General features: G+C 62.9%; 14 protein-coding genes and 1 riboswitch. Of the genes, 11 read left to right on the forward strand and 3 right to left on the reverse strand.

The window, feature by feature from the left end; genetic code table 11:
- Positions 1 to 222 precede the first annotated feature (222 nt).
- Positions 223 to 2,235 (reverse strand): acetyl-CoA carboxylase biotin carboxylase subunit, encoded by a 2,013-nt coding sequence (locus NKH71_RS21465; RefSeq protein WP_352792018.1) that lies wholly within the window; start codon positions 2,233 to 2,235, stop codon positions 223 to 225.
- Between the two features lie 213 nt (positions 2,236 to 2,448).
- Here NKH71_RS21465 and NKH71_RS21470 point away from each other — a divergent pair, with 213 nt between their 5' ends.
- The 7 genes from NKH71_RS21470 to NKH71_RS21500 all read left to right on the forward strand — a co-directional run bounded on the left by NKH71_RS21470 (position 2,449) and on the right by NKH71_RS21500 (position 7,442).
- Positions 2,449 to 3,576: an S-(hydroxymethyl)glutathione dehydrogenase/class III alcohol dehydrogenase gene (locus tag NKH71_RS21470; protein ID WP_352792019.1), complete on the forward strand. Its 1,128-nt coding sequence runs from the start codon at positions 2,449 to 2,451 to the stop codon at positions 3,574 to 3,576.
- Positions 3,573 to 3,845, forward strand: a complete 273-nt coding sequence (locus NKH71_RS21475) for a hypothetical protein (protein WP_352792020.1) — start codon at positions 3,573 to 3,575, stop codon at positions 3,843 to 3,845. The genes NKH71_RS21470 and NKH71_RS21475 overlap by 4 nt, the downstream gene beginning before the upstream one ends.
- Positions 3,846 to 3,865: 20 nt before the next feature.
- Complete coding sequence (gene gfa / locus NKH71_RS21480) at positions 3,866 to 4,435, forward strand: S-(hydroxymethyl)glutathione synthase (RefSeq protein ID WP_352792021.1); 570 nt, start codon at positions 3,866 to 3,868, stop codon at positions 4,433 to 4,435.
- Positions 4,436 to 4,501: 66 nt separating this feature from the next.
- Entirely contained in the window at positions 4,502 to 4,969 is a 468-nt protein-coding gene (locus NKH71_RS21485) for a YaiI/YqxD family protein (protein WP_352482183.1), read from the forward strand.
- A 4-nt stretch (positions 4,970 to 4,973) separates the two neighbouring features.
- Complete coding sequence (locus tag NKH71_RS21490; RefSeq protein WP_352482182.1) at positions 4,974 to 5,651, forward strand: DUF1345 domain-containing protein; 678 nt, start codon at positions 4,974 to 4,976, stop codon at positions 5,649 to 5,651.
- Between the two features lie 101 nt (positions 5,652 to 5,752).
- The gene (locus NKH71_RS21495) at positions 5,753 to 6,631 is read left to right on the forward strand and encodes a cytochrome b/b6 domain-containing protein (protein ID WP_352792022.1); all 879 of its coding nucleotides are present in this window, start codon (positions 5,753 to 5,755) and stop codon (positions 6,629 to 6,631) included.
- Position 6,632: 1 nt separating this feature from the next.
- Complete coding sequence (locus tag NKH71_RS21500) at positions 6,633 to 7,442, forward strand: molybdopterin-binding protein (RefSeq protein ID WP_352495363.1); 810 nt, start codon at positions 6,633 to 6,635, stop codon at positions 7,440 to 7,442.
- Between the two features lie 23 nt (positions 7,443 to 7,465).
- On the opposite strand, the gene NKH71_RS21505 is transcribed toward NKH71_RS21500, so the two are convergent.
- Entirely contained in the window at positions 7,466 to 8,068 is a 603-nt protein-coding gene (locus NKH71_RS21505; RefSeq protein ID WP_352495364.1) for a DUF3011 domain-containing protein, read from the reverse strand.
- Positions 8,069 to 8,166: 98 nt separating this feature from the next.
- Here NKH71_RS21505 and NKH71_RS21510 point away from each other — a divergent pair, with 98 nt between their 5' ends.
- Complete coding sequence (locus NKH71_RS21510; RefSeq protein ID WP_352586979.1) at positions 8,167 to 8,985, forward strand: transporter substrate-binding domain-containing protein; 819 nt, start codon at positions 8,167 to 8,169, stop codon at positions 8,983 to 8,985.
- A gap of 12 nt (positions 8,986 to 8,997) precedes the next feature.
- Here the strand turns inward: NKH71_RS21510 and NKH71_RS21515 are convergent, their stop codons facing one another.
- Positions 8,998 to 9,996: a hypothetical protein gene (locus NKH71_RS21515; RefSeq protein WP_352495366.1), complete on the reverse strand. Its 999-nt coding sequence runs from the start codon at positions 9,994 to 9,996 to the stop codon at positions 8,998 to 9,000.
- A 203-nt stretch (positions 9,997 to 10,199) separates the two neighbouring features.
- A riboswitch (glycine riboswitch) is annotated at positions 10,200 to 10,286 on the forward strand.
- Between the two features lie 148 nt (positions 10,287 to 10,434).
- Here NKH71_RS21515 and gcvT point away from each other — a divergent pair.
- From gcvT to gcvP, 3 genes are read left to right on the forward strand one after another with little or no spacing between them, the layout of a single operon-like run.
- Complete coding sequence (gcvT, locus tag NKH71_RS21520; RefSeq protein ID WP_352895319.1) at positions 10,435 to 11,535, forward strand: glycine cleavage system aminomethyltransferase GcvT; 1,101 nt, start codon at positions 10,435 to 10,437, stop codon at positions 11,533 to 11,535.
- 5 nt (positions 11,536 to 11,540) lie between these two features.
- Positions 11,541 to 11,909 carry a glycine cleavage system protein GcvH gene (gene gcvH / locus NKH71_RS21525; protein ID WP_352482176.1) on the forward strand — a complete coding sequence of 123 codons (369 nt, stop codon included), beginning with the start codon at positions 11,541 to 11,543 and terminating at the stop codon, positions 11,907 to 11,909.
- A gap of 16 nt (positions 11,910 to 11,925) precedes the next feature.
- The gene (gene gcvP / locus NKH71_RS21530; RefSeq protein WP_352895320.1) at positions 11,926 to 14,736 is read left to right on the forward strand and encodes an aminomethyl-transferring glycine dehydrogenase; all 2,811 of its coding nucleotides are present in this window, start codon (positions 11,926 to 11,928) and stop codon (positions 14,734 to 14,736) included.
- Positions 14,737 to 14,805: the final 69 nt, after the last annotated feature.

A 14,805-nucleotide genomic window follows, 5' to 3' on the forward strand; every position in this document is an offset into this window, starting at 1 on the left:
GGTCGTTGGAGCCATTTAGCACCATACCCAGACTAATAGCATAGCTGCCGGCACAAAGCAAGAACAAAATACGTTGCGGCGGCCAACGAATTGTCAGGTCGCGTTTCTTCGCGCCACTCTCTGTCCTGCCGGACATCTCCCCCACGAGGGGGGAGATTGGCCGTCACCTCGGCTTTCGCTAATCTCCAACGTCCCAGGCCGGCGCCGAGGCGGATTTCAGCCTCACGCGAATTGCATGATCACCGCATCGACCGCAAGGCTGTCGCCAGGCTTGGCGTTGAGCTTCGATACGATGAGATCGCGCTCGGCGCGCAGCACGTTTTCCATCTTCATCGCCTCGACCACAGCCAGCGTCTCGCCGGCCTTGACCTCCTGCCCCTCGGCAACCGCGATCGACACGACGAGGCCAGGCATCGGGCAGAGCAGCATCTTCGACGTGTCCGGCGCCACTTTTTCCGGCATCAGCCTTTCGAGTTCGGCCGTGCGCGGCAGCATGGCGCGGGCTGTCACAGACATGCCTTTCCAGGCAAGGCGGAACCCGTTCAGCACCGGCCTGACCTGCGCCGCGACTTTGCGGCCGCCGACCGTGCCGCGCCAGATGAGATCGCCCGGCCGCCAGTCGGAGGTCACCCTCAGTGCCTTGCCGCCGTCGATTGTGAGGTCGAGCTCCATCGGAATGGAAATCATGCCTTCGACGATGGCGACCGAAAGATAATCCCGGCCGATCTTCACCACCCAATCGCGTTTCAAGGCGCCAGAATGCGGCGCCAGCCGCCCGCCCAGCCGGTCGAGCCGGTCGCGGCGCAGCAGTTCGACTGCGGTAGCCATCGCGGCCAGCACCGCTTTCTCCTCGGCGTCTGGCACGATCGGCGCGAAGCCGTCGGGGTATTCCTCGACGATGAAAGCGGTCGATATCAGCCCTTCCCGCCAGCGCGGATGCTGCATCAGCGCCGCCAGGAACGGTATGTTGTGCTCGATGCCGTCGACGACGAAACTGTCCAGCGCTTCCGACATCGCATCTATTGCCGCAAGCCGTGTCGGCGCCCAGGTGCACAGCTTGGCGACCATCGGATCATAGAACATCGAGATTTCCGAGCCTTCGGTGACGCCAGTATCGTTGCGGATGACTATTTCGCCAAATTGCCCCTCGTCCGGCGGCCGGTATCTCGTCAACCGGCCAATCGACGGCAGAAAGTTGCGATATGGGTCTTCGGCATAGAGGCGGCTTTCCACCGCCCAGCCGTTCAGCTTGACGTCGCCCTGCTTGATGGCGAGCTTTTCGCCGGCCGCCACGCGGATCATCTGCTCGACCAGGTCGATGCCGGTGACCAGTTCCGTCACCGGATGCTCGACCTGCAAGCGCGTATTCATTTCCAGGAAATAGAAGTTCTTGTCGCTATCGACGATGAATTCGACCGTGCCGGCGCTCTGGTAGTCGACCGCCTTGGCCAGCGCCACAGACTGCTCGCCCATGGCTTTGCGGGTCTTGGGATCGAGGAACGGCGACGGCGCCTCCTCTACGACCTTCTGGTTGCGGCGCTGGATCGAGCATTCGCGCTCGCCGAGATAGAGCGTGTTGCCATGCGCGTCGGCAAGCACCTGGATTTCGATATGGCGCGGATCGACGATGAACTTCTCGATGAAGACGCGGTCATCGCCGAACGAGCTTTTGGCTTCCGAGCGCGCCCGGTCGAAGCCGTCGCGCACCTCGGCCTTGCTCCAGGCGATGCGCATGCCCTTGCCGCCGCCGCCGGCCGAGGCCTTGATCATCACGGGATAGCCGATTTCGCCGGCGATCTTTTCGGCATGGGCGGCGTTTTCGATGACGCCGAGCCAGCCGGGCACCGTCGAAACCTTGGCCGCGTTGGCGAACTTCTTCGATTCGATCTTGTCGCCCATTGCCTTGATGGCCTTGGGCTTCGGGCCAATGAAGACGATGCCTTCCTGCTCCAGCGCCTCGCAGAAGGATGCCCGCTCGGACAGGAAACCGTAGCCGGGATGCACGGCCTCGGCCCCTGTCGTCTTGCAGGCGGCGATGATCTTTTCCGGGACCAGATAACTTTGCGCGGCGGGAGAAGGCCCGATATGCACCGCCTCGTCAGCCATTTCGGCATGCACGGCATCGCGGTCGGCGTCGGAATAGACCGCGACGGTGGCGATGCCCATCTTGCGCGCCGTCTTGATCACGCGGCAGGCGATCTCGCCACGGTTGGCGATCAGGATCTTTGTGAACATGCAGGCCTCGTCCCTCGGCTGCCCTTCTTTTCTGGGCTTCCCGTTTTATGGGCTTCAGGGGGCCGGTCAAGGCAAAGTCGGAGCCTATCCCGGATGCAAATCGGCGAGCTCTGACGAAAATCCGAGATCAGAACGTCGCTTCGTGCATAGCGCAGAGCTGAGTGGTAAGTTAAATCTAACCTGGATTGCAGACTGCCATGGGAGGATTGCCTGATGAAAACGCGCGCCGCTGTCGCCGTCGCCGCCGGAAAACCGCTGGAGATCATGGAGGTCGACCTCGACGGCCCCAGTGATGGCGAGGTGCTGGTCGAGATCAAGGCAACCGGCATCTGCCACACCGACGAGTTCACGCTGTCGGGCGCCGACCCGGAAGGCCTGTTTCCGGCGATCCTCGGCCATGAGGGCGCCGGCATCGTCGTCGACGTCGGCAAGGGCGTCACCTCGGTCAAGAAGGGCGACCATGTCATCCCGCTCTATACGCCGGAATGTCGGCAGTGCCCCTCCTGCCTGTCGCGCAAAACCAATCTGTGCACCGCGATCCGCGCCACGCAGGGACAGGGCTTGATGCCTGACGGCACCTCGCGCTTCTCGATCGGCAAGGACAAGCTGTTCCACTATATGGGCTGCTCGACTTTCTCCAATTTCACCGTGCTGCCCGAGATTGCGGTGGCCAAGGTCAATGCCGACGCCCCCTTCGACAAGATCTGCTACATCGGCTGCGGCGTCACCACCGGCATCGGCGCGGTGATCAACACGGCCAAGGTCGAGCAAGGCGCGACCGCTGTCGTCTTCGGCCTTGGCGGCATCGGCCTCAACGTCATCCAGGGCCTGCGCCTTGCCGGCGCCGACATGATCATCGGCGTCGACCTGAACAACGACAAGAAGGCCTGGGGCGAGAAATTCGGCATGACGCATTTCGTCAATCCGAAGGAGATCGACGGCGATATCGTGGCTCATCTCGTCAACATGACCAAGCGCGGCGCCGACCAGATCGGCGGTGCCGACTACACGTTCGACTGCACCGGCAACACCAAGGTGATGCGCCAGGCGCTGGAAGCCTCGCATCGCGGCTGGGGCAAGTCGGTCATCATCGGCGTCGCCGGCGCCGGCCAGGAGATTTCGACCAGACCCTTCCAATTGGTCACCGGCCGCACCTGGATGGGCACCGCCTTCGGCGGCGCGCGCGGCCGCACCGATGTGCCGAAGATCGTCGACTGGTACATGGACGGCAAGATCGAGATCGATCCTATGATCACCCACACGCTGAAGCTCGAGGACATCAACAGGGGCTTTGACCTTATGCATGAAGGCAAGTCGATCAGGAGCGTGGTAGTCTATTGAAGGAGGTACTGATCCGGGTTCGGATCCGATATCCGAATTTCAGTGAGTCGCTCAGTATGCAGAGCTGGCAATTCGGCGAACATCTTTGGGTAGCGCTTAGGAATAACAACCGCATTCGCATCGACCTCGATGATATCGACCGTGGCAGAGAAGAAATATCGTTTCTGGTGCGTGATACATATCTGAGCAAGGCGCTCAAGGTGGTTGAGCGCGTCAAGCAAGAACACCGTATGGAGAATGAAGCGGTAATCGAAACGGAACCAGCATAGAACCAAGGGAGGAAACAAAAATGCCGGAAAAACTGCATCCTAAGATCGACAATGGACTGCCCCGGGAAAAGGCCGACTTTGCCGGCGGCACGCTGGTCTGCGCCTGCACCAGCAACCCGGTCAAGGTGAAGGTCAAAGGCCAGATCGCCCATAACCATGCCTGCGGCTGCACCAAATGCTGGAAGCCGGAAGGCGCATTGTTCTCGGTCGTGGCGGTTGCCGGTACGGGCGACGTGACGGTGACCGAAAACGGCGACAAGCTGAAGGTGGTCGATCCGGGCGCGCTGATCCTGCGCCATGCCTGCACGGGTTGCGGCGTCCACATGCATGGCCCGGTCGAGCGCGATCACGCGTTCAAGGGGCTCTCCTTCATCCATCCGGAGCGCTTCCAGGAGGATGGCTGGTCGCCTCCAGGCTTCACCGCCTTTGTCTCGTCGATCATCGAATCCGGTGTCGATCCGAGCCGCATGGAGGGTATAAGGTCACAGCTGAAGTCGATCGGGCTCGAGCCTTATGACTGCCTCAATCCTGGCTTGATGGACTATATCGCCACCTGGACGGCAAAGAGATCCGGCGCGTTGCCGGCCTAGTAGCCGCTCGACTATCATCGATCGAGCCGGGCGACGTCGCCCGGCTCTTTCACATTTGGAACAACGATGCCCGCACCCGCTATTCTCGTCGATGCCGATGCCTGCCCAGTGAAGGCCGAGGTCGAAAAGGTCGCCGAGCGGCACGGCATCGTCGTCACCTTCGTCTCCAATGGCGGCTTGCGTCCATCGCGCGATCCGATGATCCGCAATGTCGTCGTCTCCAAGGGTGCGGACGCCGCCGACGACTGGATTGTCGAAAATGCCCGGCCCAACGACATCGTAGTGACCGCCGACATCCCGCTTGCTGCCCGCGCGGTGGCGCTTGGCGCCCATGTACTCGGCCCGACGGGACGCCCGTTTACGCCTGAGACGATCGGCATGGCGGTGGCGATGCGCGACCTCAAGCAGCACCTGCGCGAGACCGGCGAAAGCAAGGGCTACAATTCGAGCTTCGCGCCGCAGGATCGCTCGCGGTTTCTCGGCGAGCTTGACCGCATCTTGCGGCGGGCGCTGAAATCCGCCTCAGCGGACTGAAACCATGACGACCGGTACCCCCACCAGGATGCCCATGCAACGCCACACGCCGTTCGCGCTGTCGGCCTGCATCGGCGTGGCAGCCTTCGCCGCAGCGCTGATCTGGCGTGCGCCGCTTGCCTATTCGATCGGCGCCAATGTGTTCTTTGCCGCCTATCTCTGTCTTGTCGTCGCTCACATGCCGCGGCTTACTGGCAGCTATCTGCGCAAGAATGCAGGCGACACGGACCTGCCGGTGCTGGCCATCTTCGCGGTCACGCTGGTTGTGGTCGCAATTGCCATCATCTCGTTGTTTCAATTGATCAACAGGGAGAAGAGCGCGGATCCCGTCGAGCTTACGGTGGCGTTATTGTCTATCCCGCTTGGCTGGTTGACCATCCACGCGATGGCGGCACTTCACTACGCGCATCTCTATTGGTTGGACGGCGATGCGATGGATGGCGACACCAAAAAGAAAATCCCGGTCGGCGGCCTCGACTTCCCGGGCGGCAAACGGCCGGAAGGCTCGGATTTCCTCTACTTCGCCACGGTGATCGGCATGACGGCGCAAACCGCCGACACCAACATCACGACCTCGCAAATGCGCCGTGTCGTGCTTGTGCATTCGATCCTGTCGTTCTTCTTCAACACGGTCATTGTGGCAGCCGCAGTCAACCTCGCGGTCAGCCTCGGCAGTCCGTAATAAATCCGTGATCGGGTGAAACATCGCTTAAGCTGACGACGTATTGGGAGGAGAAGAGATCTGACAGGCCGCGGCGAACACGCGGCCGGAGGGAACACCAGATGGAATCGCTTGCCAGAAACCAAGCCGCCGGAGCAGATACCGCCGCGCCGAGCGATGCGACGCTGATCTATCGGCAGTCGCGCTGGACGCGGCTGACGCATTGGCTATGGGCGATCGCGCTGTTCTTCATGCTGCTTTCCGGTCTGCAAATATTTAACGCCCGCCCACAGCTCTACATCGGCAAGGAGTCGGGCTTTGGCTATAACAACACCATCTTCGCCATCGGCGCCGAGAACACGGTGACCGGCCCGCGCGGCTACACCGAGATCTTCGGCAAGCGCTTCGACACCACCGGCGTGCTCGGCTGGTCGGGTCCGGCCGGCCAGGAGACCTCCCGCGCCTTCCCGTCCTGGGCGACGATCCCTTCCTACTACGATCTCGGCACCGCGCGCGTCGTTCATTTCTTCTTCGCCTGGGTGCTGACCACCACGCTGCTGGTCTGGCTGGTCGCCAGTCTGATCAACGGCCATTTGCGGCGCGATCTTGCCCCGCGCCTCGATGATTTCAGGCGGCTGCCGCGAGACATTGTCGACCACGCAAGGTTCAGGTTCCACCACACGCGCGAATACAACACGTTGCAGAAGATGGCCTATGGCGGCGTGCTGTTCGTGCTGCTGCCGCTGATGATCATCACCGGCCTGGCCATGTCGCCGAGCATCAACTCGGTGCTGCCATTCCTGAACGACCTGCTCGGTGGCCGGCAGACGGCACGTACCATCCACTTCACGGTGATGCTGCTGCTCGTCGCCTTCTTCGTCATCCACATCCTGATGATCCTGGCCGCCGGCCCGATCAACGAGCTGCGTTCGATTATCACCGGCTGGTATCGAACCGACCCGCCGGCGAATGGCGACAAAGCACCCGAGAGGAGCGCCTGACATGGCGAAATTCGAGATCAGCCCCAAGCTACAGATAAGCCGAAGAAAGTTCCTGACCTCGGCCAGCTTGGGCCTTTCCGGCATCATGCTTTCGGGCTGCGATGCCTTCGACAGCCAGCTTGGCGTCGGCGACGGCCTGCGCAGTTTCCTCGAAAGCGCCAATGGCCTGACCTGGCGGGCGCAGCGGCTGCTTGCCGGCCGTGACGCGCTGGCGCCGGAGTTCACCGAGGCCGACATTCGCCAGCCGCAGCGGCCGAACGGCGTCACAGCGCCCGACGACGATTTCTACAACGGCCTGCTCGCCAACGATTTCGCCGACTGGCGGCTGGAGGTTTCCGGCCTCGTCGAAAAACCGCTGTCGCTGAGCCGCGACCAACTGATGAACATGCCGAGCCGCACCCAGATCACCCGCCACGACTGCGTCGAGGGCTGGAGCTGCATTGCCAAATGGACCGGCACGCCGCTGTCGCTGGTGCTCGACCAGGCGGTGGTCAAGCCGCAGGCGCGCTACGTCATCTTCCACTGCCTCGATACGATCGACCGCAGCCTTGCCGGCGATATCAAATATTACGGCTCGATCGACCTGATCGATGCCCGTCATCCGCAGACGATCCTTGCCTATGGCCTCAACGGCAAGCCGTTGCCGGTCGAAAACGGCGCGCCGCTGCGCGTCCGCGTCGAGCGCCAGCTCGGCTACAAAATGCCGAAATACCTCACCAAGATCGAGCTGGTCGACGGCTTCGCCAATGTCGGCGGCGGCAGAGGCGGCTATTGGGAGGACAATGGCTACGACTGGTACGGCGGCATCTGACCGAAACCTGACTTAAGCCTCATCTAACTGTCGTCGTCGCTGTCGTCGCCGTCGCTGCGCAGGGCCGGATTCAGATCAGGATTGTCGTCAGGGGTAACAAGCTTCCCCAGCCCGTGCGGTCCTTGGTAGTTGCCGTGGGTATCGAAGTTGGGATTGCCCTGATTGTCGAATTGCGGCGTCGGATCGATCGATTGGTCGTAACGGCGCGGGCGCGGCTTCGGATAGTAATTGTCGGAATGATGGCGGTGCGAATTGCCGTTGTCGAGAATGGCGCCTACCACGCCGCCGACGATAATGGCTGCAGCGACGTCGCCAGCAGAGGGATTGCGGTTGGGGCCGGCGACTGCGAATTCGGCCGAGCAACCATTGTCGACCCAGATGCCGCCGCCGTCATAGCCCCAGCTTCTACCATATACGCAACGCGCCTTCGAAAGCCTGGAGGTCAACTGCACGCCACGTCGCGTATCGATCCCGCAATAGGAATAGCGGTAATCGGCGCTGGAGCAGACCATGCGTTTTGCCCCCGCAGCCTGCGCTGCCGCCGGCAGCAACGAAAGCTTCGCCGGGTTGCCCAGGATGCAAACCAGGAACATCATCGAACTGCTAACCGCCATCCGTGCCGACATCGCAACTCTCCATCAGGGTCCGCTATCGACAGAATGGCACCTCTGTGTAAATCTGACAACCGGACGGGCTCAGCGAGGTTATATTAATGCGCGCTAAGATGATCGCCACAACTATACTTGCCCTTTCTGCCTGGTTGGCTTTGTCGCTGCTGCCAGCCCGGGCGGATGACAGCCTCAAGCGCATCATCGACCAGAAGACACTGACGGTCGGCGTGGCGCTCAACCCGCCATGGATCCTCAAGAAGGCCGACGGGAAGTTCGCCGGCTATGATGTCGACCTGACCAATGCGCTGGCGTCTGATCTCGGCGTCGACCTGAAGCTGGTCGAGGTGCATTGGAACGACCTCAAGACACGACTGCTCAAGGGTGATTTCGACATGATCGCGGCGGGCTACGCCAGCACGCCGGAACGCGCACGCGAGGTGGTGTTCTCCAACCAGACCGGTACCGCCGATATCCGCATGGTTGCGACGATCGCCAGCCTTGGGAAAAGGCCGGGAAAGGCAGTAGCGGCGCCGGGATACAAGATCGCCGTGTTGTCCAATTCCACCGATGAAGCCGCCGCGAAGGAAGCTTTTCCTAAGGCGACCATCCTGTCTTTCGACAATACCTCAGATGTTTTCGCCGCGATCATCGGCGGCGACGCACAGGCGATGGTCGCCACATCGCCAACGCCGCAAATGGCCGCCAGGCTCTATGACGCGAAATTGAAAATGGTGGGCGGTCCGCTGTTGCGGACGCCGGAGGCGTTTGCCATGCGGCCGGACGATGTCCGCCTCATCCAATACGTCAACAACTGGATCGGCGCGCGTACCGCTGACGGCACCATAGGCGGCGTGCGCCGCTACTGGTTCGGCAGCTTCAAATGGATGTCGCGGTTCGACACCGGCGCCAAGCCGGAACCTGCCAAGCAATAGGTTGGCGACCTGTTATGCGACCTTGTCGATCAGCGGCTTGAGCGCCGGGTGGATTTCCGGCGAGGCGTGCTTGATCAGCGTCAGCAACGCACGCTCGTTCTCCTGCAGCGGCCGGTCGCCGATGTGTTCAGCTAGCCATTTCGCCTCGCCGGCATCGACCGTCTCGGCGCGGCGGGCCAGAGCCTCGGCTGCGTTGTTCCTCGATTCCCATTCGGCCTCGACGTCGCCCGGTGAACGATAGGCCTCCATAATGCCGGACAGGCCACCCGACACCATGCGGCTGAAGAAACCGCCGATCTCCGGATCGGCCTGCTCGAAAAAAGCATCCCGGCGCAGCGCCACATCGCGCACCGGCGCTTCGTAGCCGGCCGAACACATGACGAAATTGGCGATCGCCTTGACGAACAGATCGTTCCACGACGGATCATTGTCGCCCGCCACTGTCCGCTCGTTGATCTTGAACAGCACCTCGGCCTCGGCGCGGCTGATGGCGATGTTGCCATCGCCGCCATAGGCGTAAAGGATGCGGCGCAACAGCTCGACCTCAGCCTTGGCTATCGACCCAGGGATAAGCCTGCCGCCGGTCGTCAGCGGCCCCTTGCCATCCACGACCGCATGAGCGACCTGCTCCAGCGCATAGCCGGAAAGCGTGCTCGGCGATGATTTGGCAACTTCCAGCACGTGCACTAGCAGCTCGAGTTCGGTTCGGCTGTCATCCATGCCGTCGCGCGAAATCGCCCGGATCAGCCAGTCGGCATTGTCCTGGGAAACATAGCCGGCCGGCTGTTCCTGGTGGACGATGAAGTCGGTGACGGCCTCGACGAAAAACTCGAGCCATTCCGCGCATTTGTCCCTCGCCGTCGCGTCGAGCGCAAACAGCGCCTCGGCCTCGCCGCGCGTTACCACGCCGTCGCCGAACACTTCGCCGCGCAGCATGACCACGTCTTCCGCCGTGATCCGATTTTTCGAGGTCAGCCCGGCCACTGGCGCGCTCATGATCAATTCGCCCATTTTGTTCCCCGCCCGCCGCCGGCAATTGCCGGCCCTTATCCGGCATATCAGCAAGGTCTTGAGAAACCGGCAAGCGGCGTGGTTAGCGAAGGCTTGCCTGTAAAGAAGGCCCGCAGAAGACTGCCAGTAAAAATGTCGCTGGCAGGTGACAAGGTGTCGTCCACGGGCTATGGATGACGAGTCGAGGGCTCTTAACCGAGTCCTACCTGTTTGCGGGAGAGAGCAGCGAGAGCTGCCGCCGAAGGGGAAATCGCCCGAAATCTCTCAGGCAAAAGAACCGTAGACGGGAAAGACACTCTGGAAAGTCGGGGCTTGCCCCCGCGCCGAAGGTGTAAGCGCTGCCGACAGAGTTACGGGGCGCGAGTCTCTCAGGCTTCAGACAGAGGGGCACGGACTGGTCGCCATTCGCGACCGCTTGCGTGCGACTCTGGAGATGACATGACGGGCGACGACACCAAACACCTTCCCCTCGAAGATCTGCACATGGCAGCCGGTGCGCGCTTCGGCGCCTTCGCCGGCTGGTCGATGCCGCTGACCTATCCGGCCGGCGTGATGAAGGAGCATCTTCACAGCCGCGAGCATGCCGGCCTGTTCGACATCTCGCACATGAAGCTGTTCGAAATCAGCGGCCCGGGCGCAGCAGCGCTTCTGAACCGCGCCTGCCCGTTCGATGCCGGCGCGCTTCAGGTTTCCCAGTCCAAATACACGTTCTTCCTCAATGAGGCCGCCGGAATACTCGACGATCTGATCGTCACCAGGCTCGGCGTCGAGCGCTTCATGATGGTCGCCAATGCCGGCAACGCCGCCGCCGACGAAAAGCATCTGCGTGAACTTGCCGAGGATTTCGACGTGAAGGTGGACGCGCTCGACCGCGTCTTCCTGGCCATCCAGGGCCCCGAGGCATGGGCTGCCCTTTCCCGCGCCGGCATCGAGACCGGTTCGCTGGTGTTCATGCACGGCATCGAGCCGCGCGAAAACTGGTTCATGAGCCGGTCGGGCTATACCGGCGAAGACGGTTTCGAGATCGGCCTGCCGGAAGCGGACGCGCGAACCCTCGTCACCAGGTTGCTCGAGGACGAGCGAGTGATGTGGATCGGCCTTGCCGCCCGCGACAGCCTGCGGCTCGAAGCAGGACTGTGCCTGCACGGGCTGGACATCACGCCGGAGATCGATCCGGCCAGCGCCGGGCTGATGTGGGCCATCCCCAAGGAGGTTCGCGCCTCTGGCGCGTTCATCGGCGCCGATGCATTGCGCGCCATCCTGGAGCGCGGCCCGGCGCAAAAACGCGTCGGCCTGAAGCCGGACGGCCGCCAGCCGGTGCGCGCCGGTGCTGCCCTTTTCGACGCCGACGGCAACCCTGCCGGCCATGTCACCTCAGGCGGCTTCGGCCCCTCGGCCGGTCATCCGGTGGCAATGGGCTACGTCCGGACGCCGCTTGCCAAGCCCGGCACAAGACTGTTCGCCGATATCCGCGGGACGAAAATCCCGGTCGACATCCACCCCTTGCCCTTCACGCCCCATCGCTACCGCAAAGGATGATTTCAATGGCAAAGACCTATTTCACCGAAGATCACGAATGGCTTCGCGTCGAGGGCGGCATCGCCACCGTCGGCATCACCGATTACGCGCAGCAGCAGCTCGGTGACCTCGTCTTCGTCGAACTGCCTGAGCCAGGGAAAAAGCTGGCCAAGGGCGATACGGCCGTGGTGGTCGAATCGGTCAAGGCGGCATCGGACGTCTACGCACCAGTCGACGGCGAGATCACCGAAGCCAACACCGCGCTGTCGGCCGATCCTTCGCTCGTCAATTCGGCGGCAACCGGCGACGGCTGGCTGTGGAAGATGAAGCTGGCCAATGAGAGCCAGCTCGACGGCCTCCTCGATGAAGCCGCTTACAAAGCCCATATTGGTTGATAGCAGGACCAGCAAGATGACCGCAGCACCCTACCCCTTCTCGGCTCGCCATATCGGCCCGGGCCTCCAAGACGTCAGAGCCATGCTGGCCACGATCGGCGTTCCCTCGGTCGAGACGCTGATCAGCCAGGCAGTGCCGAAGTCGATCCGGCTCGACCGTCCATTGGCCTTGCCCGCCGCTGCAAGCGAAGCGGAAGCGCTGACCGAGCTCGCGGCGACGATGGCAAAGAACACGGTGCTGAAGAGCTTCATCGGTAGCGGCTATCATGGCGTCCACGTGCCGCCGGTGATCCAGCGCAACCTGTTCGAGAACCCGGCCTGGTATACGGCTTACACGCCTTACCAAGCCGAGATCAGCCAGGGCCGGCTGGAAATGCTGTTCAACTTCCAGACGCTGGTCACCGAGCTGACCGGCTTGCCGGTGGCGTCGGCCTCGCTGCTCGACGAGGCGACGGCGGTGGCCGAAGCGGTCGGCATTGCGCTGCGCCATCATCGCGACAAGCGCACCAAGGTGGCACTGGCCGGCACGCCGCACCCGCAGACGCTGGACGTCGTTCGCACCCGCGCCGAACCGCTCGGCATCGAGGTCGACGGCGAGGTGATCGACGACAACACCGCCGCCCTGCTGGTCTCCTGGCCCGATACATTCGGCGTCTATGGCAATCACAAGGCAGCGATCGACAAGGCCCGCGCTGCCGGCGCGCTGGTCGTCTTCATTGCCGATCCGTTGGGCCTGACGCTGACCGACGCGCCAGCCAGGCTTGGCGCCGACATCGCCGTCGGCCCGATGCAGCGTTTTGGCGTGCCGATGGGCTTTGGCGGGCCGCACGCCGCCTATTGCGCCGTGTCCGACAGGCTGACGCGGCTGATGCCCGGCCGGCTCGTTGGCCAGTCGACGGACAGCAAGGGCCGTCCCGGATATCGCCTGGCCTTGCAGACACGCGAGCAGCATATCCGCCGCGACAAGGCGACCTCCAACATCTGCACCGCACAGGCGCTGCTCGCCAACATAGCGACGGCCTATGCGATCTGGCATGGCCCTGCCGGGCTGCAGGCGATTGCCGGCCGCGTCCACACGCTGGCCAACCGCCTGGCTGCCGGCCTCAAGGCAGCAGGCGTTTCGGTGCTCGGCGGAAGCCGCTTCGACACGGTGACCGTGGAAGTGAAGGGCAGAGCCGCCGCACTTGCCGCCGCCGCCGAGAAGACCGGCCGGCTGCTGCGTGTCATCGACGCCGACCATGTCGGCATCAGCTTTGACGAGACCTCCACCGAGGCCGATCTGGAGGCGATCGCAGCACTTTTCGGCGCCAAGGCCGGCGTTGCCGCCGGCAGTTCCATGCCAGGAAAACCGCGCGGCAAGGAGTTCCTCACCCAGCCCGTCTTCCGCGAAAACCACTCGGAAACCGACATGATGCGCTTCTTGCGCCGGCTGTCCGACAAGGACCTGGCGCTCGACCGCGCCATGATCCCGCTCGGCTCCTGCACCATGAAGCTCAACGCCGCCGCCGAAATGATGCCGGTAAGCTGGCCCGATGTCGCCAACCTGCATCCCTTTGCCCCGGCGAGCCATTCGGTAGGCTATCGCGCCATGATCGACGAGCTGGAAGGCTGGCTGGCGGAGATCACCGGCTTCGACGCGGTGACCCTGCAGCCCAATGCCGGCAGCCAGGGCGAATATGCAGGGCTGCTCGCCATTCGCGGCTATCATTTGTCGCGTGGCGAAGGCCATCGCACCGTCTGCCTGATCCCGTCCTCGGCGCATGGCACCAATCCGGCAAGTGCGGCCATGGCCGGCATGAGTGTCGTCGTCGTGCGCTGCACCGAGGACGGCAATATCGACATGGAAGACTTGCAGACCAAGGCGGCCGAGCATGCAAAAGACCTCGCGGCGCTGATGTTCACCTATCCTTCGACGCATGGTGTTTTCGAGGAAGGCGCGCGCGACCTCTGTGCGCTCGTCCACAGCCATGGCGGCCAGGTCTATTTCGACGGCGCCAATCTCAACGCTCTGGTCGGCCTCGCCCGTCCCGGCGATATCGGTGCCGATGTCTGCCACATGAACCTGCACAAGACCTTCTGCATTCCACATGGCGGCGGCGGCCCCGGCGTCGGCCCGATCGGCGTCAAGGCGCATCTGAAGCCATACCTGCCCGGCCACGTCACCGAAGGCTCGGCCCATGCCGTGGCGGCGGCACCGTTCGGCAGCGCCTCGATCCTGCCGATCACCTGGATGTATATCCGCATGATGGGCGCTTCCGGCCTGAAGCAGGCGACCGAGACGGCGATCATCTCCGCCAACTACGTGGCGACGCGGCTTGGCGAGCATTTCCCCCTGCTTTACAAGGGGCGCAACGGACGCGTTGCGCATGAATGCATCCTCGACACCCGCGTGCTCAAGGACAGCGCCGGCATCAGCGTCGACGATATCGCCAAGCGGCTGATCGACTATGGCTTCCACGCGCCGACCATGTCGTTCCCGGTGGCCGGCACGCTGATGGTCGAGCCGACCGAATCCGAGCCCAAGCGCGAGCTGGATCGTTTCTGCGAAGCCATGATCGCCATAGCCGGCGAGGCAGCCAAGGTGGCGAAGGGCGAATGGCCCTTGGCCGACAATCCTCTGGTCAATGCGCCACATACCGCCGCCGAGGCGTTGGCCGGCCAGTGGACCCATCCCTATTCGCGCCTGGAAGCGGCCTACCCCGCCGGCGATGCCGATACGGCGGCAAAATACTGGCCACCGGTGTCACGCATCGACAACGTCGCTGGCGACCGCAACCTGGTCTGCTCCTGCCCGCCGCTGTCGGAATATCTGGGTGCGGCGGAGTAGACCATGATCCCGAAGAATGGAATCCGGTTTTCGGACAAGATCATGGTCGAACAAGAAGATAGAAGCCTC

The sequence above is a fragment of the Mesorhizobium sp. M0983 genome (genome assembly GCF_040318975.1).
Classification (GTDB): domain Bacteria; phylum Pseudomonadota; class Alphaproteobacteria; order Rhizobiales; family Rhizobiaceae; genus Mesorhizobium.

Excerpts from the sequence above, each read along its gene's own strand:
- NKH71_RS21465 (WP_352792018.1), bottom strand. The coding sequence starts at position 2,235 with ATGTTCACAAAGATCCTGATCGCCAACCGTGGCGAGATCGCCTGCCGC.
- NKH71_RS21470 (WP_352792019.1), top strand. The coding sequence starts at position 2,449 with ATGAAAACGCGCGCCGCTGTCGCCGTCGCCGCCGGAAAACCGCTGGAG.
- gfa (WP_352792021.1), top strand. The coding sequence starts at position 3,866 with ATGCCGGAAAAACTGCATCCTAAGATCGACAATGGACTGCCCCGGGAA.
- NKH71_RS21485 (WP_352482183.1), top strand. The coding sequence starts at position 4,502 with ATGCCCGCACCCGCTATTCTCGTCGATGCCGATGCCTGCCCAGTGAAG.
- NKH71_RS21490 (WP_352482182.1), top strand. The coding sequence starts at position 4,974 with ATGACGACCGGTACCCCCACCAGGATGCCCATGCAACGCCACACGCCG.
- NKH71_RS21495 (WP_352792022.1), top strand. The coding sequence starts at position 5,753 with ATGGAATCGCTTGCCAGAAACCAAGCCGCCGGAGCAGATACCGCCGCG.
- NKH71_RS21500 (WP_352495363.1), top strand. The coding sequence starts at position 6,633 with ATGGCGAAATTCGAGATCAGCCCCAAGCTACAGATAAGCCGAAGAAAG.
- NKH71_RS21505 (WP_352495364.1), bottom strand. The coding sequence starts at position 8,068 with ATGTCGGCACGGATGGCGGTTAGCAGTTCGATGATGTTCCTGGTTTGC.
- NKH71_RS21510 (WP_352586979.1), top strand. The coding sequence starts at position 8,167 with ATGATCGCCACAACTATACTTGCCCTTTCTGCCTGGTTGGCTTTGTCG.
- NKH71_RS21515 (WP_352495366.1), bottom strand. The coding sequence starts at position 9,996 with ATGGGCGAATTGATCATGAGCGCGCCAGTGGCCGGGCTGACCTCGAAA.
- gcvT (WP_352895319.1), top strand. The coding sequence starts at position 10,435 with ATGACGGGCGACGACACCAAACACCTTCCCCTCGAAGATCTGCACATG.
- gcvH (WP_352482176.1), top strand. The coding sequence starts at position 11,541 with ATGGCAAAGACCTATTTCACCGAAGATCACGAATGGCTTCGCGTCGAG.
- gcvP (WP_352895320.1), top strand. The coding sequence starts at position 11,926 with ATGACCGCAGCACCCTACCCCTTCTCGGCTCGCCATATCGGCCCGGGC.